The 19,614-nt window shown below is 33.4% G+C and carries 22 protein-coding genes; 16 read left to right on the forward strand and 6 right to left on the reverse strand.

Annotation, left to right across the window (positions count from 1 at the left end; genetic code table 11):
• Both N7603_RS06050 and lgt read left to right on the forward strand, forming a co-directional pair.
• Complete coding sequence (locus tag N7603_RS06050; protein ID WP_262096480.1) at window positions 1-2,475, forward strand: heavy metal translocating P-type ATPase; 2,475 nt, start codon at window positions 1-3, stop codon at window positions 2,473-2,475.
• Window positions 2,459-3,388, forward strand: a complete 930-nt coding sequence (lgt, locus tag N7603_RS06055) for a prolipoprotein diacylglyceryl transferase (RefSeq protein ID WP_106699623.1) — start codon at window positions 2,459-2,461, stop codon at window positions 3,386-3,388. The genes N7603_RS06050 and lgt overlap by 17 nt, the downstream gene beginning before the upstream one ends.
• A gap of 94 nt (window positions 3,389-3,482) precedes the next feature.
• Here lgt and N7603_RS06060 read toward each other — a convergent pair whose 3' ends face one another.
• The 3 genes from N7603_RS06060 to N7603_RS06070 are packed head-to-tail and all read right to left on the reverse strand — an operon-like array spanning window position 3,483 to window position 6,442.
• The gene (locus tag N7603_RS06060; protein WP_262096481.1) at window positions 3,483-5,606 is read right to left on the reverse strand and encodes a copper-translocating P-type ATPase; all 2,124 of its coding nucleotides are present in this window, start codon (window positions 5,604-5,606) and stop codon (window positions 3,483-3,485) included.
• A 12-nt stretch (window positions 5,607-5,618) separates the two neighbouring features.
• On the reverse strand, window positions 5,619-6,176 hold the full coding sequence (locus N7603_RS06065; RefSeq protein WP_262096482.1) for a CueP family metal-binding protein: 558 nt from the start codon (window positions 6,174-6,176) through the stop codon (window positions 5,619-5,621).
• Window positions 6,177-6,184: 8 nt separating this feature from the next.
• On the reverse strand, window positions 6,185-6,442 hold the full coding sequence (locus N7603_RS06070; protein ID WP_106721793.1) for a metal-sensing transcriptional repressor: 258 nt from the start codon (window positions 6,440-6,442) through the stop codon (window positions 6,185-6,187).
• Window positions 6,443-6,609: 167 nt separating this feature from the next.
• On the opposite strand from N7603_RS06070, the gene N7603_RS06075 reads away from it, so the two are divergent.
• The 4 genes from N7603_RS06075 (at window position 6,610) to N7603_RS06090 (ending at window position 9,538) form a co-directional block, all read left to right on the forward strand.
• The gene (locus N7603_RS06075) at window positions 6,610-6,939 is read left to right on the forward strand and encodes an SHOCT domain-containing protein (protein WP_262096484.1); all 330 of its coding nucleotides are present in this window, start codon (window positions 6,610-6,612) and stop codon (window positions 6,937-6,939) included.
• Window position 6,940: 1 nt separating this feature from the next.
• Entirely contained in the window at window positions 6,941-7,552 is a 612-nt protein-coding gene (locus tag N7603_RS06080; protein WP_262096485.1) for a hypothetical protein, read from the forward strand.
• 80 nt (window positions 7,553-7,632) lie between these two features.
• On the forward strand, window positions 7,633-8,313 hold the full coding sequence (locus N7603_RS06085) for a response regulator transcription factor (protein ID WP_262096486.1): 681 nt from the start codon (window positions 7,633-7,635) through the stop codon (window positions 8,311-8,313).
• Entirely contained in the window at window positions 8,306-9,538 is a 1,233-nt protein-coding gene (locus tag N7603_RS06090; RefSeq protein WP_262096487.1) for a sensor histidine kinase, read from the forward strand. The genes N7603_RS06085 and N7603_RS06090 overlap by 8 nt, the downstream gene beginning before the upstream one ends.
• A 494-nt stretch (window positions 9,539-10,032) precedes the next feature.
• Here N7603_RS06090 and N7603_RS06095 read toward each other — a convergent pair whose 3' ends face one another.
• Window positions 10,033-10,929, reverse strand: a complete 897-nt coding sequence (locus N7603_RS06095; protein ID WP_262096488.1) for a DUF2326 domain-containing protein — start codon at window positions 10,927-10,929, stop codon at window positions 10,033-10,035.
• Between the two features lie 440 nt (window positions 10,930-11,369).
• Here N7603_RS06095 and N7603_RS06100 point away from each other — a divergent pair, with 440 nt between their 5' ends.
• The 6 genes from N7603_RS06100 to N7603_RS09090 all read left to right on the forward strand — a co-directional run bounded on the left by N7603_RS06100 (window position 11,370) and on the right by N7603_RS09090 (window position 16,158).
• A complete protein-coding gene (locus N7603_RS06100; protein ID WP_262096489.1) occupies window positions 11,370-13,913 on the forward strand; it encodes an RHS repeat-associated core domain-containing protein in 2,544 nt (847 codons plus the stop codon).
• Window positions 13,914-13,929: 16 nt separating this feature from the next.
• Window positions 13,930-14,418, forward strand: a complete 489-nt coding sequence (locus N7603_RS06105) for a hypothetical protein (protein WP_262096490.1) — start codon at window positions 13,930-13,932, stop codon at window positions 14,416-14,418.
• A gap of 173 nt (window positions 14,419-14,591) precedes the next feature.
• Window positions 14,592-15,257, forward strand: coding sequence for a hypothetical protein (locus N7603_RS06110; RefSeq protein ID WP_262096491.1), 666 nt, complete (start codon window positions 14,592-14,594; stop codon window positions 15,255-15,257).
• Window positions 15,258-15,271: 14 nt separating this feature from the next.
• Window positions 15,272-15,550 carry a hypothetical protein gene (locus tag N7603_RS06115; RefSeq protein WP_262096492.1) on the forward strand — a complete coding sequence of 93 codons (279 nt, stop codon included), beginning with the start codon at window positions 15,272-15,274 and terminating at the stop codon, window positions 15,548-15,550.
• Window positions 15,551-15,842: 292 nt separating this feature from the next.
• The gene (locus tag N7603_RS06120; protein WP_262096493.1) at window positions 15,843-16,016 is read left to right on the forward strand and encodes a hypothetical protein; all 174 of its coding nucleotides are present in this window, start codon (window positions 15,843-15,845) and stop codon (window positions 16,014-16,016) included.
• The gene (locus N7603_RS09090; protein WP_373425383.1) at window positions 15,979-16,158 is read left to right on the forward strand and encodes a recombinase family protein; all 180 of its coding nucleotides are present in this window, start codon (window positions 15,979-15,981) and stop codon (window positions 16,156-16,158) included. The genes N7603_RS06120 and N7603_RS09090 overlap by 38 nt, the downstream gene beginning before the upstream one ends.
• A 76-nt stretch (window positions 16,159-16,234) precedes the next feature.
• Here N7603_RS09090 and N7603_RS06125 read toward each other — a convergent pair whose 3' ends face one another.
• Complete coding sequence (locus N7603_RS06125) at window positions 16,235-16,570, reverse strand: IS3 family transposase (protein ID WP_262096494.1); 336 nt, start codon at window positions 16,568-16,570, stop codon at window positions 16,235-16,237.
• 249 nt (window positions 16,571-16,819) lie between these two features.
• Window positions 16,820-17,134 (reverse strand): IS3 family transposase, encoded by a 315-nt coding sequence (locus tag N7603_RS09095; RefSeq protein ID WP_373425384.1) that lies wholly within the window; start codon window positions 17,132-17,134, stop codon window positions 16,820-16,822.
• Window positions 17,135-17,563: 429 nt separating this feature from the next.
• Here N7603_RS09095 and N7603_RS06130 point away from each other — a divergent pair, with 429 nt between their 5' ends.
• From N7603_RS06130 to N7603_RS06145, 4 genes are all read left to right on the forward strand, one after another.
• The gene (locus tag N7603_RS06130; protein ID WP_262096495.1) at window positions 17,564-18,154 is read left to right on the forward strand and encodes a type IV toxin-antitoxin system AbiEi family antitoxin domain-containing protein; all 591 of its coding nucleotides are present in this window, start codon (window positions 17,564-17,566) and stop codon (window positions 18,152-18,154) included.
• The gene (locus N7603_RS06135; RefSeq protein ID WP_262096496.1) at window positions 18,151-19,032 is read left to right on the forward strand and encodes a nucleotidyl transferase AbiEii/AbiGii toxin family protein; all 882 of its coding nucleotides are present in this window, start codon (window positions 18,151-18,153) and stop codon (window positions 19,030-19,032) included. The genes N7603_RS06130 and N7603_RS06135 overlap by 4 nt, the downstream gene beginning before the upstream one ends.
• 106 nt (window positions 19,033-19,138) lie before the next feature.
• Complete coding sequence (locus N7603_RS06140; protein WP_262096497.1) at window positions 19,139-19,309, forward strand: hypothetical protein; 171 nt, start codon at window positions 19,139-19,141, stop codon at window positions 19,307-19,309.
• A 111-nt stretch (window positions 19,310-19,420) separates the two neighbouring features.
• Window positions 19,421-19,614, forward strand: a 194-nt coding sequence (locus N7603_RS06145) for a helix-turn-helix domain-containing protein (protein WP_262096498.1), incomplete at its 3' end; no start/stop codon positions are given.

Below are 19,614 nucleotides of genomic sequence, written 5' to 3' on the forward strand. Positions count from 1 at the left end.
ATGTCGAGTAATATTAAATATCGAGTGAATGGTATGACTTGTGCTTCGTGTGTCAACCATGTTGAAAAAGCATTAAGAAAAGTTGAAGGTATCATTGATGTTTCTGTGAATTTAGCAACTGAAACTGCAACAATTCAATTTGATGATAACAGTTTTAGTTCAAATCTTGCAATGAATGCTGTTAAGGGGATAGGATATGAACTCATTACTATCGAAAACAATCATAAGACTGTGACTGCCAAAGTTGATGGAATGAGTTGTGCAACATGCGCAAACAGTATTGATAATACACTGTTGAAGATGGATGGTATTATTGATGCTCATGTTAATCTCGCTACGGAGAAAGTTACCATACAATATGACGATCGCGTCATTCGTTTTAGTGATATCAAACACCGCATCCAAAGCATTGGATATAAGATTAGTCTCGAAGTAACAAATGATGAATCGGTTGATCCTGATACACTCAAGATGAATTCCGCTAAAAAAAGAGTTCAATTGAGTTCAACAATAACTATTTTGATGATGTCACTCATGCTGATTCACATGTTTGTTGTTGAAATTCCATTATACACTTGGATCAATGCCATACTGGGTTTCCCAGTCATATTTATCATTGGCCGTCACGTGCACAGAGGAAGTTATTACTCTCTTAAATCATTGAAACCGAATATGGATGTCCTTGTGTCACTCGGATCTATTCCACCCTATCTCATCGGTCTCACAGGATTGTTTTTGCCAATCACAACATTTATCGAAATGGCAACAACAATTATGACATTTCACTTGATTGGAAAATTCCTGGAAAGTAAGGCTAAAGGAAAAGCATCCCAAGCCATCAAAAAATTAATGGAACTAGGTGCGAAAACTGCACGCATTTTAGTCGATGGCAATGAGATCGAAGTTTTAACGAATGAACTCAGTGTTAAAGATATCATGATTATTAGACCAGGCGAAAAAATACCAACAGACGGAATGATTATTGAAGGTAAAAGTTTAATTGATGAATCGATTGCAACAGGTGAATCGATGCCGGTCAAAAAGCATGTGGGTGACAATGTAATCGGAGCAACCATTAATAAAGATGGCTTGCTCAAAGTAGAAGTTACTAAAGTTGGTAAAGAAACATTCTTATCTCAAGTTATTGAGATGGTTGAAGCTTGTCAGGGGTCCAAAGTGCCTATACAAGAATTTGCAGACAGAATTACATCCTACTTTGTGCCAGCAATTATGGTTTTAACAGTACTCACGTTCAGTTCTTTTTTAATTTTTCAAAATTTCCATCTGAGTATCTTAAAGTATATGGAACCTATCTTACCTTGGATTAACACAGATCAAACTCCATTAACGTTAGCATTTATTACTGCGACTGCTGTGTTAGTTATAGCATGCCCGTGTGCACTTGGATTGGGAACACCTACAGCGTTAATGGTTGGTAGTGGTGTTGGCGCAGAAAAAGGTATTCTGATTCGCAACGGTGAAGCAGTTCAAACACTTAAAGATATCAAAGCGATTGCCTTTGATAAAACTGGCACACTCACATATGGTAAACCCGTAGTGACTGACAAGCATGCGGTGAGTATCGATGAACACCAGTTGATGCTTATCGCTGGATCTCTTGAAACAGGATCAGAGCATCCATTAGCAATGGCAATTATCGAAGATGCCAAAAAAGTCAATCAAAAGCTTTTAAATCCTACAGATTTTGAAGCCATATCTGGCATGGGTATAAAAGGTATTCTAGATAATAAGACGTATTATTTTGGTAACAGAAAACTAATCAAATCGATTGGTCATTCTTATGATGGATTAGAATCAATGATGCAACAACTTGAAAATGAAGCTAAAACGGTGATGATTCTAGCAGATGATATAGAGATACTTGGTATCATTGCTGTTGCAGATGCATTAAAACCTGATGCAGTACATGTTATTCGGGCAATCGAAAACCTTGGTATAACGACAGCTATGATTACTGGAGACAATTCAAGAACTGCTCAAGCAATCGCAAAAAAAGCTGGTATAACCAGAATCATCTCTGATGTTTTACCTGAAGGAAAAGTAAACGAAATTTCGAAACTCCAGAGCGAATTTGGATTAGTCGCAATGGTTGGTGACGGTATTAATGATGCACCAGCGCTTAAGCAAGCTAATGTAGGTATTGCAATTGGAACCGGTACAGATATTGCAAAAGAAGCAGCTGATGTCACTTTAGTATCTGGTGAGTTGCATACATTACTCACATCAATTAAATTATCAAAGGCCATCTTTATTAAAATCAAACAAAACTACTTCTGGGCGTGGTTTTATAATGCGATTGCAATCCCATTTGCGATGTTAGGTTTATTACATCCTATGATTGGTGCTGCTGCAATGTCAATTAGTTCTCTTAATGTAATCTATAATTCATTGAGATTAAAAAAACAGTCATTCTTAAAGGTTGATAAGGAGTTAGTCCATGCACACTCATCATAATACAAAACATCAACATCATCAGTATATGATCATGATTCACGTCTTTTTGATGGTCTTGTTTCTTGCGATAGGAAGCCAGAGTAGCGCCCCCTATTCAAGAGTAGCAATTGATTTTGGTAGCATTCAAATCTATTGGTATGCAATTTTCATTTTGACAGGAGTATTTATAGCGGCATATTATAGTCAGAATGAACTCAATCGTTTAAATTATCCTAAGGATATTATCTATGACGGTCTCTTAATTGGGTTACCTTTAGCACTTTTAGGAGCTAGACTTTATTATGTGCTCTTTGATCCAATTCCACATTATAAGACTTTTCTGGACATAATGAATATCTCAAAAGGTGGATTAGCAATTCATGGAGCAATCATTACCACTCTAGTTTTTGTCCCTATTTTTTGTAAGATCAAAAAAATTAAATTATTGCCACTTATAGATACGTTGATGATAGGATTTCTCATTGGACAAATCGTTGGTAGATTTGGAAATTTCATGAACCATGAAGCCTACGGACCAGCAATTCAATCAGCCTGGGTTATTGACATATTGCCTAAATTCATTGTTGAACAAATGACTCTAGGTAGTGTTGTTCATCATCCTACCTTTTTATATGAAGGTTTATGGAACCTATCTATGCTTGTCACACTGATCATTTTAAAGAAGAAACGTTTGCTCAAAGTAGGTGAAAATCTTGGACTTTATTTGATATGGTACGGTTTAGGTAGAGGAATAATCATTGAGCCGATGAGAGTCAATGGTGCATATGGAGATGCACTGATGATTATGGATATTCCGGTAAACATAATAATGTCACTCGTTTTTGTTGCTCTAGGTGTAGTGTATTTGTTTTTTAGCAGACTAAAGATGAAAAATCTTCCCTATCAAGTAGATTTAGTCAATGTAACATCATAACAATCAATAACGAAATGCCAGAGATCAAAATTATTCTCTGGCATTTTTATATAGAGAAAAGCGAGTTTAGTCAACTCGCTTTTGTGTAATAAATTTAGATTTTTAGCAATCGAGCGTTAATAGCTACAATGACTGTACTTAGTGACATTAATACTGCTCCAACTGCAGGACTCAATAGAATACCAATAGAACTTAATACACCAGCAGCTAAAGGAATAGCTATAACATTATATCCTGTTGCCCATATGAGGTTTTGAATCATTTTTTTATAGGTTGACTTAGAAAGCTTTATGATATTTACGACGTCCATTGGGTTACTCTTAACGAGTATGACATCTGCAGTTTCAATCGCTACATCTGTACCTGCACCAATTGCAATACCAAGGTGTGCTTTAGCTAGTGCTGGTGCATCATTGATGCCATCACCAGTCATGGCTACAAGACGCCCTTCTTTTGTAAGTGATTCAATCTTATCTGATTTTTGATCAGGTAAAACCTCTGCAAATACATGCGATATTCCAATTTGCTTAGCGACTTCATTTGCAACTTTTTGATTATCGCCTGTAAGCATGTATGAGTCAATACCCATTTCTCTAAGCGATACAATCGCTTCCTTCGAGGATTCTCTAATTATGTCATTTAAAGCGATATAGCCCATTAGTTTTTTGTTCTTAAGGATAAAAACAACAGTGTTACCTTGGTTCGCTAAGGTTTCATATGCGCTGATATCAAATGGTATTTTCAATTCTTTTATATAGCCTGGGCTTACGATTTCAATGGTTGATTGTTGTACTATACCAACAAGTCCTTTACCAGGAATTGCTGTGATATCTTTAGCCTTTTGAAGTTGTACTTTTTTATCTTTAGCTGCTCTAACGATTGCTTTTGCTATAGGATGCTCGGATTCATTCTCAATCGCATAAGCTAATGATAGAAGCTCGTTTTCACTCAAACTAAGGCTATCAATTTTTGAGATGCCAAATTCACCTTTAGTTAGTGTGCCTGTTTTATCAAATACAACTGTGTTGATCTTGCGTGCATTCTCGAAATTGGCTCGATTTCGAATAAGTAACCCATGCTTTGCACCAATGCTTGATGAAACAGCAGTAACGAGTGGTGTAGCTAATCCAAGTGCATGAGGGCATGAAATGATGACAACAGTAACTGCTCTTTCCATAGCAAATCCAACATCTTTACCCAGTAACATCCATATAACAAATGTAGATATTCCACCAAGTAATGCAACATAGAATAAGTATTTTGCCGCAATATCTGCTATTCTTTGAGTTTTTGAACGTGTCTTTTGAGCATCCCTGACGAGTTTAATGACTTGTGAGAGGAATGTTTCATCACCTATACGAGTCACCTCATACTTTAGTGAACCTTCAGCGTTAATTGAACCACCTATTAATTCGTCGCCAGGTGATTTATCTACAGGAACTGACTCACCAGTTAACATGGATTCATTGACTGATGACTTTCCCTCGATCACTTTACCATCAATCGGAACTTTTTCTCCAGGTCTCACTAATAGAAACATACCAACTTTAACGTTATTGACTGGAATATCTTTAATATGCCCTTCTTGGTCTATTAGGTGTGCCTCTTCTGGCATCAGTTTTAACAGCTCTTCCAACGCTCTTGATGCACCTAATACCGACTTCATCTCAATCCAATGACCGAGTAGCATGATGGATATCAGCGTTGATAATTCCCAGAAGAAGTCTTGTCCAGTTTGAAATATGACTGTATAAGCACTATAGATATATGCAACACCAATAGCAAGGCCAATGAGAGACATCATGGCTGGTGCTTTCTGTTTCATTTCTTCAAATGTACCCTTGAAAAATGGGGATCCTCCATAAATAAATAACACTGTACTGAGTATCAAAAGAATGTATAAGTCTCCAGTAAATCTTAGATTTAAATCAAGGAATTCTTGAATCATAGGTGATAGCGTTAAAATTGGAATTAATAATATAAGTGAAATTAAAAATCTTCTTTTAAAATCTTTAACCATCATAGCATGATGGTCGTGGTGATTATCATGATTTTGATGTTCAGTATGCTTTTGACTATCTTCGTGATGGTGATGATGAATTTCTTCATGGTGGTGATTATGTGCATCTTGTGTTTCATGATTCATGCCTACTTTGTTGTGATCGATATGCTCATCCTTATCTACTTTGTGATGATGATTGTGTTCATGCTTGTCCATAATTTGCCTCCTTTAAGTTAGTTTAAGTGTTGTAAGACACGTATTTGAACTAGTAAAAGTTGAAACTTCCTCAGTTGCAGTTAAATTCCCATATGATACGGTGACTTGAAAACGTTTATTTTCAGGTAACCAAATACCAGCAAATCCATTTGAACTGCTTATAATCGTTCTTTCAATGATGACAGTATTTGTTTGAGAATCAACAATCTTTACCTCAAACGATTTGTTTTTTAACTCTCCTCGACAGGTGACTAAATTATGATTAGCACAAGGATGTGTTTGATTGACATAAGGCGCAAATGAGAGATAAAATTGTCCATTGGGTAGTTCTAGTTCCACTTGCTGTTGAGAATCACCTAGAAGCAATTTGGATCCTGTTATTGCAGCACTAAAATTTGTGGGTTCATTCAAATCATTCTCTAAATAGGCTACTATTTCTTTTACCGTCATACCCTCTAAATCATATTTTGCCAAGAAATCGTTTCGATTTGGTGAATTTGCGGCTACAAAAGCAATAACTCCAATAAATGCTATCAATATAGATAAACCGATTAGTACTTTCTTTTTCATCATAGACCTCATCTTAAGTATTTCACTAAAATTTCAGTGATTTCATCAATTTTTTCTTTGCCCTTTTGTTCGAAAATGGCTTCTGTAACACATGTACTGATGTGATCATTTAAGATTAAAGCATTAGCATTTTGAAGCATAGCAATGACTGATAGTATCTGTTTTGAGATATCTACACAATATCTTCCTTCTTCATACATTTTTAGTATGCCTTCCACTTGACCTCGCCCGGTTTTTAATAACTGTTTAATTTTTTCCTCATTCAAATGTCTTGTGTTGTGTTGATGCAACTGATTCATAGTTTCCTCCTTTAACCCCACCACGGGAGGGGTATACAAGTACATTATATCATGATAGTGTCAAAATGCAATAATATTTTTACATTCATTTTATATTCATAATTGTTTGGTATTATATAGTCGAGGTGAATAAGATGAATAAAAAACAAGGTATCTTTTTAGGAATTTTTATTGCATTATTGGTTATAGTTGCTATCGTTTTTTGGTATTTTTCACCACAATGGGCAAATAATAGTGATTATCCGTACTATGGTCATATGGTGGGAGGTTGGGGTATGCCGTTCGGAATGTTAGCAATGGGTATATTTTGGATTGGTGTGATTTACTTTGCTATAAATGGTTTTAGTTACCGCAGTGAATGCAGAAATGATCGAGCAATTGAGTTGTTAAAGTCGCGCCTTGCAAAAGGTGAGATAACTATTGATGAATATGAAAAATTAATAGAGAAATTGAGGGATAAATAATATGAGAAAAGGATTGATTGCTTTCGGACTAACTATTGCTGTTGGGTTCTTAGGCGCGTTATCAATTGGTGCAGTGAATGCGTATTCACGTGATATTAACAGTGATACTATCAATTTCAACTACAGCCAACATGGCATGATGGGATCAAATTACAGTCTTTATAGTTTTGAAAGAATATATCTTCATCTATCTACTGATAATCAAGAAAAATTAGATTCTGGTTTTGCTAATGAGTTAATAACCACAGATATTCAACAAAAAACTGTTGTAGAGGTTGTTGAAATCATTGAGCAGATTAAATCGGATATCATAGATGATGTTCAGATTGAGTATTCTACCCAACGATTTGGCATGATGGGCGGTAACATGATGGGGTATGGTGGAAATGATCCATATGCAAATTGTGGTTACCAGAATAATGCTAGTACTTATGAATGGTTGTATATTCATTCGAGTGATGCCCAAAGAGATAGTTTGGACTTATCATTTGCGGAAGCTATTATGAATTTGGATTTGTCAAATCTATCAGTTCAAGAACTAGTTGAAAGCATAAATGAAATTAAGAAAAATTTAGTTAATCAACTATCAAATCTGGTTCAGCCGAATGAATAAAGAAGTTGTGGGTGGGTAAACATACTCACCCATATTTTTGTTGTTGTTGTTGTATAATATTCACATAGGAAGTGATTTGAATGAAAACATTAATTGTTGAAGATTATCCGAAGATCAATCAGTTATTAGCGATGTATGCGCGTAATGATGGACATGAAGTCAAACAAGTATATAACGGTGAGGAAGCACTTGCAGCAGTTCATCATGAAAAGTTTGATATTATTCTCTTAGATTTAATGCTTCCTGGAATACAAGGAGAAGAACTCATCAAGCAAATTCGCAAAGTATCCGATGTCTATATTATCGTATTATCAGCTAAAATTGATATCAAAGACCGTGTCGATGTCATCACACTTGGGGCAGATGATTATATGATTAAGCCTTTTTCAATTGATGAGGTCATGGCTAAACTCAAAAATGTTGAAAAAAGACTTGTTGTTAATCATCCAACAATCTATACATTTAATCATTCACATCTAAAAGTTCTACCATTAAGCAGAGAGGTCTTAGTGAACAATCAATTAATCAATTTAACACAGTATGAGTATGATGTCTTATGGCATTTGCTTTCACATCCTAACATTGTTTTTTCTAGAGATATGATTATTGAGCAGTGTTTTTCAAATAGTGATGCTTATGACCGCGTTATTGATGTTTTCATAAAAAACATCAGAAAAAAAATTGATTTTTCTTCTGAAAAGTCATACATTAAAACGCATTATGGTATTGGATATCAGTTTGTGGGGGTAAAAGATGAATAGTATAAAGAACCTCCTTATATCACAAATCTTTAAAATAGTGCTCATCATTTTTCTATCAACCATTTTTTTATTGAATATTGCTTTTTATTTTTTTACAAATAACCAATTCCAAAAAGAAATTGCAAGACAATATGATGAACTATACAATATGACTGCTCATCTATCCACTGAAGAAAACTTCGAAACTTTAATCGTATATTTGGAGCATTATACACATAATAATGATGTAACAATTCATTTCAAAAACATTACAGAGCAAACCATTTTCTCTAATGATTTTGATGCGAAATTGCAAAACTATGAAGCTGTATATTATGATGACATTCTTCTTGGATATATCGCTGTCAACTTTGAGTCTTCTAAATTAAGTAAAGATATTCTTTATGGATTCATTGGATTAAATTTAACCTCCATTATATTGTTTGCTTTTGGTATGTATATTTTATATAAGTTTCTGAGGAATGAAAATACTAAGTTAAGGCTGGATTTAAACCATATTGAGACAGAAAGTTCGGTTTTCTCATACAAAGAAATAAAGCAATTGCACGTTCAACTAATGAATAGTCAAATTCAAAGAGAAAAACAAAGATCCGTTTATGAGTCTCATATCAAGAGTATTGCGCACGATATCAAAACACCCCTATCAGTTATCCGAATATATACTGATTCATTAGTTAATGAAAAACTTAATCCAACTAAAGAAGTATTTTTGGACATTCAAGTAGAAACAGTTAAAATAATGAACCTAATTCCTAAGTTTATCGAACTTGACTATGTTGAACTACCATATATTCAGGATGTTTCTCTATTTATTAACAGATATGCAAATAAGTACAAAGAAATATTCGAAAGTAAACAGATTTCTATAACACTCGAATTAGAGACTTTACTTGTAAATATTTCAGATAAAGATTTAGAAAGATTAATTGAACACCTTTTATTCAATGCTTTTTATTATTCTAATCCACAATCAAATATTACAATCTCAGTTCAAAATAAAACAAGAAGACTGGTAGTTAGTGATGAAGGGATTGGTATGACAAGTGAAACAATTATAAATATCTTAAAAGGTCCTTATCGTTCAGAAGAGGCAATGAAATTTAACGAAAAAGGTAGTGGATTGGGTCTTCAATTTGTAAAAGATATTGTTCGAAAATTGGAAGCAAATTTACAAATTGACAGTGTTGTAGGACATGGAAGCAAAATAAGTATTCAATTTTCTTAATAAAAAGCAGAAATTCATCGGTGCAAATGAATGTGCGGTATCGAACTTGTTTTCACAATCTATAATGAAATGTATTGTTTATATGTTCCCACACTGGAAAAAGTCTGGAATGGGGAAACATAAAATGGCCAAAAATATGTTTCCGACGTACACGAAACGACAAATTTTCGAGCAATTAGATATACTCCACGCACGTTGAAAGTATCACGTTGCTTTCCTTAAAATAATTAAATTATAGTTTAATTATAGAAGATTTTCATTCAAGTGGAAATCTTCTTTTTTATTTATCAAATATCGTTTCTAACATTTAAATAAAAATATTAAACCACAACATTATCGATAATAATATGCCATGGTTCATATTTTTGAATACTTATAGAGTTAAGTAAAGATTGTTACTAGAATGGTAAAATTATTATGTTAAGATTTGTTTGTTTGCTTTTTATACGATATACAACAACAAATATAGATATAATGTTTTAAAATGTATCAATCTACTTTTTTAGTTGATTCCATGCTCTACCAAATAATTCATTTCCACCGGGTGATAATTTTAATATCTTAGAATCATTCAATATGGATTGCATTTTCTTCGTGTAGGTAGTATCCCTATCAAACGCAATAAATACTTGTTTTGAGCTAGTGTTATATAGTTCAATAAGTTTCTCTAAAGTCTCGTCTTCAATGTGTTTAAGGATAATAGTATCATGAACAACTGCTGGGAGTTTTGTATTATTCAACATAACTAAATCGAATATGACCAAACCTCTACACAAAGATCCAGTACCAGTATCATTTGGAGTAAAGAAATGGTAGTGACTAGAATCAGTAATCTGAATAGTTGGAGCAGTTTTCTCGCCATTATATAGTCTATCAGTATAGTCTTTCATTAGTGAGTTAAGCGTATCTTCAATGGAAATAATAGTAAGTTTGAGTACTTCGTCATACTTATCTTTTTCTGTTTTCAAATTGTCCTTTAATTTGGCGTACTCAGAAAAGTTTTTGTTAGCTTCTTTAAGCACTTCAATTTTTTTTGTAATATCAGCATATTTTAATAAAATAGCTTTTGAAATAGTTGGTGCAGTTTCTAAATGAGTGGCTTTTGATTCTAATGAAGATATTTTTTCTTTAACAATGGATAGAAGTAGATTGATTTCATCTTCACTTTGCTTAAATTCTTTCTTTAGAATATTGGCAAGCTTTAAGTGAAATGCCTCTACTTTATCTAATTCTTCATAATTCGCATTCGGAAAATACTCTTTCAATGAATCATAAGAATGCTTAAAATTTTTATTCGTATATTTACTATCACCTTGATAGGACTCTAGTTGTGTATTAAGTTGAGTTCTTTGTCGTCTCAAACTACTTAATTGCTTTTTAATTTCCGCCAATTCTTGAGCTTGAAATGAGTCAAGTTCTGATAATCCAAGTTGTGTTTCAATAGTGAGTTGGTATAGCTCCGTTTCAAGCTTTTCGATATTCTTGCTATTTTCTTTAAATGCTGTATTGTTAGGAGCTGCTTTTATTTGGTTGGTTTAAATTTTCAACAAATAGAACATATGATCAACCGGTATTCTCTGTTTTAGGTCACAATAATTTAAATCAAATCGAACTTGCATTACAACCTAACGGACAAATCAAACTCAGAGTAAATGGACAGTATCATTTAATTAGTTCTAGTACATTTACATATACAGGAACCAATTGGGTAATGTTGGGGTTAAAATTGGAAAACTCTGAAAACAACATTAAATCAACAGTTTATATCAATGGTTCAAAAAGTCTCGAAATAACACAAAATATTAAAGTGTTACCAGGGAACACAGTTGACATGAAGGTTAGTGATTTTGGTAATCTCGTTTTAGGTATTTACAATCCGGATGCATTTCCATTGGTGACCAGTGAAATTCGAGTTGCGCATATGCAAGTAGGTGCATTCAACTATACAGATTCGGATATCACAAATATTTATAATCTCGCTTTACCCTATTTTAATGGAACCATTATTCGCAAGCAACGTTCAGGTGTCTTATATCATGACCATCAAGCCTATGACGGATTAGATGTGGTTACACTCAAAGGTACTCTTGTTTCGAGTAAAGGGGTTCATCCCTCCAGTATTGGATACCAAGCAGGAACGTATAAACTTGATAAAACTAGACAGTTTGAATACGATGATTCAAGAAAGACTCACTTATATGGTAGTTATGGAGACGATAAAGACTTAATCCCTTCAAAAGCCAAACTGGTTTATGATTTCAATATGAAGAATACAGGTATGTTATCTATTCGCTTTAAACCAACTTCAGTAGGTCCACAACTCAGAACAATTTTGTCATTACATCGAAGCTCATTAATACCATTTGCTCTCTATGTAAATAGCTCTAACAAACTTGTCTATTTGAATGAGGAAAATGGCACACTTAACAACACAATCCTTCCAAACACATGGAATCAACTAGTCATTAGATGGGACGAAACATTACTAAGGATTCATTTAAATGGTGATCCAGTAGTTGAAAAACCAATGCACTTTAGTTTTGAGAATGCCTTAGTTTCAGTAGGTGCGTTGATCAGTGGCGGTGAACCATCCAAACACTTTAATGGACAGTTTGAGATGTTAGCCTATAGCGATCAAATTTATGATAATTCAAAAGTATCTAGTATCTTAAATTCGTTTCAAACGATTGCTTATGAATCGGAATACGATTTGTTAGGTCGAAAAGAAAAAGATGAATTGAGTATTGGGTCTACTAAACGCACTGCAGAGTACATGTACAATCGACTTATTAATGATCCAGCCAAAATATTCTTTGAAGTGGAACATATGAAGACCTTTGCGAATCAAGATATTTACTATAACTATGATGCATTAGGTAATGTAATTGAAATGATTACACCTGAAGGCACATATGAATATAAGTATGACTTTATGGGAAGACTCATTGAAGAGTATAACCCTGCACTTATTCAAACCATCAAGATGGAATACACTAACCAAAATCTGATCAAAAAGACATTTTATGATGATAAGACCACAACCGTGGTTAAACAAATGGAGTTTCTTACCAACTCAGAAGACCAGCTTGTGTATGTTGGAACGGTTGAAAATGGAAATGAAACACCTTTAGATATTACCTATGATCCTAAGTATGTAGGTAATCCGTTATCCATTGGAACAAAACAACTCACTTGGGAAGGTAGAAGATTAAAACAGATTATTGACGGCACTAATACATTTACTTACACCTATAATGAACAAGGCTTAAGAACAAAGAAAAACATCAAGGGTGTTGAAACTAAGTATTATTTACAGGGTTCTAATATCGTAGCAGAAAAAAAGAATGGTCAAACCATACAATACATCTACAATGAGCAAAACCAATTAGTTGGATTTGAACACCAACAAAACAATTATTTTTATGTAAGAGATTTACTCGGAATTATTAGAAATATTATTGATGTTAATGGTAATATTGTGGTAACATATAAATATGATGGATGGGGTAATCATAAAGTTTATGGCTCATCCAATGTAGAAAACACTAGTACTGATTTCATTGGTAACATTAATCCATTTAGATACAAGGGATATTATTATGATGTTGAAACTGAGTGGTACTATCTAGAAAGCAGATATTATAGTCCATTGTTATCAAGATTCATTAACATGGATCACACACAATATTTAGAACCAGGAACCATTGATAGTGTTAACTTGTTCGCTTATTGTGGGAATAATCCAGTGATGTACTCCGACCCCAGCGGTAATTTTGCAATTTCATTATTAGTTGCCGGTTTCATAATCGGAGCTATAGTTGGATCAACAGCTAGTGTAGTCAGCCAAGGAATAACTAACGGATGGGATAATATAAACGGTTGGCAAGTCGCACTGGATGGCACTATTGGAGGTATCAGTGGACTCTTGGCATTTACCGGTATTGGAGCATTAGGATCAGCATTTATTAGTGGTGGTTTAGGCTTCATAGGTAGTGTGGGAGGAGATTTGATTGCATCAAATGGTGATTGGAATCAAGTTAACTGGGTAAAAGCTGGTGTTATGACAGCTGTCAACTTTGGATTAGGTTTGGGGGCAGGTGCACAAAATTCAAAAGCGATAGGGAAAAACCTTTGGAAAACTGTAAGTAAAACCAAGGTTGGAGGCACATTTCAATCGTCTGCAGCTAAATTTAGCGCCGGACAAATGTCACAACGTGGATTTCAAGGAGTCATGAATCTTTATGGTAGTACACTAGCAGCATCAATGACTAATGCAATGCCTATGGTGATGGCAAATAGAATTACGAGTTCATTTGTTGGTATTGGAGTATCCGGTGGTGTAGATGTATTTATGGGGTGGTTATTCTCGTTATAGAAAGGAAATCTGAGTCATGGTAGAAATGATTATTCAATATTGGTTAATAATTTTAATAAGTGTTATTGTTTTCATGTTCACTTATTGGAGACTAGTTTTTAGAGGAACCATAGATATATTTGATGTTTCAATCTCGTTTTATCATAAATATTTGCTAGAAGAAGAAAGTCTATTTAACAAGATATATTTTACTAAAAAAAACACACTACAAGTTCCTCGATTTAAACAAATAGCATGGCTATTAATGATTTTATTTATAGATGTTGTTCTGATGATAATTATTGCCTTTATAGGAACTATAACTATGCAAGAAGTGATTGTGAAATTAACTCTCAATTTCGTTTCCATAAGTGCTATTGTAGGAATGATAATATGGATACTTGGTATAATTGTTGTCTATATACAAGCAAAAAAATGTGCTAAAAATCAGAAGTTGCTGAATGAATTAGAAATTAGTAGATTAATAAAAGAAATTGGTGATAAACATCCGAATTTTTGGGCGTAATTGGTTTATAGTATAATGTAAATGTTTAGTGTTCCTAATGCGCATAACGTGGCTATACTAATAGCCACGTTATCGCATACTAAACTTCGTTTAAAAAGTTGATTTGAGAGCCTTGTTAACATGTTTTATCGTAAAAAACGAGGATAAATCAAATTGTGCTGGGTTACAGGCACATGACTCCAGTCATGTTGATGGATGGCGACGGAAATAGTCCAACTTGGTGGAATCCTTTTACCTGGTTTGATAATGTAAGCAATGTTGGTAAAATAGTTATTGGAGGCGTTTTGTTTGCCGGTGCAATAGGATTGACGATACTGTCAGGTGGAGCGCTAGCACCATTGTTTATCGGAATGGCAATAGGCGTTGGAATTAGTACAGCAGTCGGTGGATTCGGAGCGGTGATTGAATCTGGTGGAGATTGGAGTCAATTTGGTCAAGGCGCTTGGAATGGCTTTTCAGATGGTGTACTATGGGGTGGTATATTTGCATTTGCTGGATCAGCAATTGGTGCAATGAAATATACTAAGACCTACAGAGTTGTTGGAGTCGGTGAATTTGATGATATTGCAAAAAGTGGTAATTTTCTAGCAAAAGGTGCTGCTGAAGGGAAATATTTCTGGACTTCAAAGTCAAGCGCAAAAACATTCATACAAAAAATGAATTTCGCAGATGATACATTTCGCATAGTGGGCGCTAGAGCATCTAGAAGTGCGCTAAAATCAGAAATTAAAAGCGGTAATGCATATTATTGGTCATCTCTTGACGGAATTGGCAAAGCTTACTTCATGCATATTAGTGTTGTAAACCGGATTATCAAACGTATTTGGACGGCACTTTAAAGGAGGAAAATATTGTGGAATCAATTATCAAGTGGGTTAGTTATTTAGATGGTGGCAAAAATGTTATACCAAGTATTAATGAAAAATACTATCCAATGTTAAAAATCAAAGGACAAACAAGCATATTTAACTGGAGCATAGTTATAGTTAATTTGGAAAATAATAATGACTTAACAACAATTTCACAAATCTATTTTTTAGTTGATGATGCACCACATAATATTCTTGTCACAGGTTTAGAGTTTTATTTGTTTGAAGGAAGTAAAAAAGTTGCTGAAGGAAAAATTCTATAGGTGAGTGATTAATTTCTAGAGCAGTTGTTAGAATTGCAAATATTTATTCAAATGCTTAGTTTCACTGTTACGCGGAACGTGGCTATACTAATAGCCACGTTATCGCGGACTAAACTGTACTGGTGTTAAGTGTGGCTAAAGATCATGTGTTTTAATGAATTGAATATTTAATATGAGGATGCTTGAAAAATAGCATTCCTTTTTTATGTTGAAAAACTAAGAAAAATTTGTCCAATGCCACACTGTGTCTTAACTCTTCTTTAAAATATAAGTATAAGAGGTGTTGGAAAATATGAAACAAGGAAAATCTAACAAAATAAAAGTAAAAATGATACTTGCTGTCTATTATAAAGATGAAGAGGATAAAACTATTGAAAAAATAGTTTTAAGACTTATGGAAAAAGAATTGGAAAGCAGGTTTTTAAATGATGAGGCATATAAACAAAATAATCGCGCTATATTGTAGACTTTCCAGAGATGATGATTATCACGGTGATAGCTTAAGCATTAAAAATCAAAAGGAAATGCTCATACATTACGTACAAACAAATAAACTCGGGAACTATGAATTCTATGTTGATGACGGTTATTCAGGCACTTCATTTTAAAGACCAGATTTCGAAAGACTATTAAATGTGAACTGGTACCATTTTCTTGTACTTTATGTTCTTTGTAGTTATTGTATCATATTTGTTGATTCATGAGTCTAAATTGTATTGGGGAATAGCCTCCAAGTGTCAATTTAATACGATGGTGATTATACCAATAAATATACTCATCAATGGTCTTAATCAAATCTGATAGTGATTTAACTTTCTGTAAATAGATTGTTTCACACTTAAGTGTCCCGAAGAAGCTTTCAACCACTGCATTATCATAAGCGTTACCTTTAGCACTCATGGATTGCACAAATGATGATTTTTTTAGGTAGTTACGATATTTTGGGGATTGATATAGAATACCTTGATCAGAATGAATGAGTAGCTTCGATAAATCCTCATTTGGGTTGATTGCTTTCATAAGGGTTTTAAGAATCAAATCCTGGTTTTGACTTCTAGATATTTAGTATGCTTTCACTTCACCATTATAGAGATCTTGTATTACAGATAGATATAATCGTTTACGATTAAATCTAAATTCCGATACATCAGTTGCCCATGCGATATTAGGCTTGTCTTTCTTAAAGTCTCTTTTGAGTAGATTTGGTGTTATTTTATTTGAGATTTGAGAGATATAGCGATATCTTTTTTTTCTTACCTTACAAACAATCTATAGTTCTTTCATGAGTTTTACAACCGTTTTATAGGCTATTTTAATCTGATAGAAGTTTTGAAGGGCGAGTTTAATACGTCTATAACCATATGTTTTATTGCTTGATTCAAAAATATCTGAAATTAAGATTTTTATACGATGATATTTATCTGTTGATTTATGATGCTCATAGTAGTAATAAACAGACTTAGGAAGTCTAGATATCTCAAGTAGATCTTTTAATGCATATTTTCGCCTTAATTCTTTGACTACTTGGTATTTTTGTTTATTCGTTCCTGTTTTTGAACTAAGGAGATAAGTTTTTTTGTATATTCAAGTTCCATTTCTAGATGATTGACTTTGAGTTCTAAATCCTGTTCTACCTCTTTAGATGGTGTATGGAACTTTCTAACTGGATTCCTACGATAATCTTTTGGTGTCTGAAAAAACCGTTCCTTCCCATAAAGTCTATATTGATAAACCCATCTGGCTGGTAGTGTATCATTTAAACTACCCGATCTTAAATATAGATTATATTTACGTGCAGCTTGGCTATAGGATAGTTCGTTTTCAATGATGTCTAAAACGACCTTTAATTTGAATGCTCCACTCTATAATCTATTTTTTCTTTTTATCCTTCATCTGATACCTCCTGCATATACTTGTATTATAACAAAGTACAACTTTTTGGTATCAGTTCACTATAATATATTGATTTTCTCCAGATAATAGCATATAATAAAATTAAGTGGAGGAAATAATATGATTGTTACAACATTAAACTTAAAAGAAAAGTATAAGAGTTATACGGATATTAATGGCAAAATCAAAAGAGATATTGATAATGGTTTCTTATTTCCTCTTGTACGAGGCATTTATGAAACAGAAAGCTCTGTTGATGGTTTTTTACTTGCTTCATATATTTATGGACCATCTTATTTATCTTTCGAATATGCACTTTCATATCATAATCTCATTCCTGAAAGAGTTGTTGTTTATACGAGTGCTACATTCAACAAACGAAAAAGTAAGGTTTATCAAAATCATTTCGGACTATATACCTATAGAGATGTTCCAAATGCTGCATTTCCTTATTCAGTAAAAGCTTATGAAGAAGACGGGTATGCTTACTTTATAGCTAGCCCAGAAAAAGCACTATGTGATTTACTATATAATAGAAAACCAGTAACAAGTATCAAAGAATTAAAGAGACTGCTTTTTGAGGATTTACGGGTAAACAAAGATATTTTTGAACAACTAAACTTTGATGAAATACTATTTTTATCTGATAAATACATATCGAACAATATGAAGCACTTAAGAAAATACATTGAAAGTGAGTATATGAAATGACAATTCTTCAGCAGATGATCAATAAGTATAATCCAAAAACCTTAGAAGATAAGAAGCATGCAATAAAAGAAGTTTTACAAGAAGTGGTGTTGGCTGGTCTTTCTAAAACTGACTTTTTTACCCATGCTGCTTTTTATGGTGGAACAGCTTTAAGAATTTTTTACGGAATGGATAGATTTAGTGAGGATTTGGACTTTAGCTTACTTGTATCAGATGATACTTTTGATATAAGTAAATATTTTAAACCAATAAGTGACGCCGTAAACTCACTTGGACTCAATTTTGAAGTTTCCAAAAACGATAAGACGGTAAACTCAAATATTGATTCAGCTTTCATCAAAGGTAATACAAAAGAAACCTTGATTACTATTTATTCAAGTTCATCAGATTCCAGACTTATTGTTCATAATGAAAAGATTATCATCAAGTTTGAAGTTGATGTAAATCCCCCACTATACGCACATACAGAAATTAAGTTTCGATTATTACCATTCCCATACCAAGTTCGAGTTTATGATGCCTCATCGTTATTTGCTGGCAAAATTCATGCTGTGATTGCTAGAAGTTGGAAGAACCGCATAAAGGGCAGAGATTTATATGATTATGTCTATTATTTAAGTTTAGAGACAAAAGCTAATTTAAAACACTTAGAATCTAGACTCAAACAAACTAAAACAATTGACGAAGACATCAAACTTTCTCGAGATTTATTAATTGACATGTTGGAAAAACGATTTGACCAGATTGATTATGATATTGCCAAATCCGATGTTAGACCATTTATTAAAGATCAGTCTAGTTTAGACCTTTGGAGTAGCGAATTTTTTAAATCCATCACTAAGCAAATTAAAGTAGATTTAGAGGATAATAATGATTAAACCCAAATAACTTAAAATAGGTGACATACATTTGCCACATTATCATCCGTTCGGAATAGACCATGCACATGCTTTATTCATTAAATATAATAAGTAGGAGGCATTCATGATTAACAAAAAAGAAATAAGAAAAAAATTAAACGAAAGATTTAATCCAAGGTTAGCAAGTGTCTCAGACCTTAATGAAGTACGTGGAGATAGATTTAAGCAACATAGCGCATATAATCATGAGAATATGGATTTAACACCCCAATCAAGAAGTCTCCTACCTCTATAGGCGGTGGGATGAATTGATTTATTTTATATTTACAAAACATAATAAATAATGTTATAATAAAGGTGTATTCATACACGTTTCTGCACTCTACTGAAAGCTAAGGTGACCTAGATGAATAAAGCCTTTAAGTTTAGAATCTATCCAACTGAAGCTCAAAAGACTTTGATTCATATGACTCTAGGCCATAATCGCTTTTTATGGAATAAGATGTTAGAAGATAAACAGAAACACTATGAGTTGAATAAAACCCAATTATATAACCGTCCTGCACAGTATAAAGAGAATTATCCCTTTCTGAAAGACGT

Source organism: Paracholeplasma vituli, from assembly GCF_025446935.1.
In the GTDB taxonomy this organism is placed as follows: Bacteria; Bacillota_I; Bacilli_A; order Acholeplasmatales; family UBA5453; genus Paracholeplasma; species Paracholeplasma vituli.

Excerpts from the sequence above, each read along its gene's own strand:
- N7603_RS09090 (WP_373425383.1), top strand. The coding sequence starts at position 15,979 with ATGAGGCATATAAACAAAATAATCGCGCTATATTGTAGACTTTCCAGA.
- lgt (WP_106699623.1), top strand. The coding sequence starts at position 2,459 with ATGCACACTCATCATAATACAAAACATCAACATCATCAGTATATGATC.
- N7603_RS06140 (WP_262096497.1), top strand. The coding sequence starts at position 19,139 with ATGATTAACAAAAAAGAAATAAGAAAAAAATTAAACGAAAGATTTAAT.
- N7603_RS06060 (WP_262096481.1), bottom strand. The coding sequence starts at position 5,606 with ATGGACAAGCATGAACACAATCATCATCACAAAGTAGATAAGGATGAG.
- N7603_RS06090 (WP_262096487.1), top strand. The coding sequence starts at position 8,306 with ATGAATAGTATAAAGAACCTCCTTATATCACAAATCTTTAAAATAGTG.
- N7603_RS06065 (WP_262096482.1), bottom strand. The coding sequence starts at position 6,176 with ATGAAAAAGAAAGTACTAATCGGTTTATCTATATTGATAGCATTTATT.
- N7603_RS06075 (WP_262096484.1), top strand. The coding sequence starts at position 6,610 with ATGAATAAAAAACAAGGTATCTTTTTAGGAATTTTTATTGCATTATTG.
- N7603_RS06120 (WP_262096493.1), top strand. The coding sequence starts at position 15,843 with ATGAAACAAGGAAAATCTAACAAAATAAAAGTAAAAATGATACTTGCT.
- N7603_RS06100 (WP_262096489.1), top strand. The coding sequence starts at position 11,370 with ATGAAGGTTAGTGATTTTGGTAATCTCGTTTTAGGTATTTACAATCCG.
- N7603_RS06085 (WP_262096486.1), top strand. The coding sequence starts at position 7,633 with ATGAAAACATTAATTGTTGAAGATTATCCGAAGATCAATCAGTTATTA.
- N7603_RS06050 (WP_262096480.1), top strand. The coding sequence starts at position 1 with ATGTCGAGTAATATTAAATATCGAGTGAATGGTATGACTTGTGCTTCG.
- N7603_RS06080 (WP_262096485.1), top strand. The coding sequence starts at position 6,941 with ATGAGAAAAGGATTGATTGCTTTCGGACTAACTATTGCTGTTGGGTTC.
- N7603_RS06105 (WP_262096490.1), top strand. The coding sequence starts at position 13,930 with ATGGTAGAAATGATTATTCAATATTGGTTAATAATTTTAATAAGTGTT.
- N7603_RS06130 (WP_262096495.1), top strand. The coding sequence starts at position 17,564 with ATGATTGTTACAACATTAAACTTAAAAGAAAAGTATAAGAGTTATACG.
- N7603_RS06135 (WP_262096496.1), top strand. The coding sequence starts at position 18,151 with ATGACAATTCTTCAGCAGATGATCAATAAGTATAATCCAAAAACCTTA.
- N7603_RS06110 (WP_262096491.1), top strand. The coding sequence starts at position 14,592 with ATGACTCCAGTCATGTTGATGGATGGCGACGGAAATAGTCCAACTTGG.
- N7603_RS06125 (WP_262096494.1), bottom strand. The coding sequence starts at position 16,570 with ATGAAAGCAATCAACCCAAATGAGGATTTATCGAAGCTACTCATTCAT.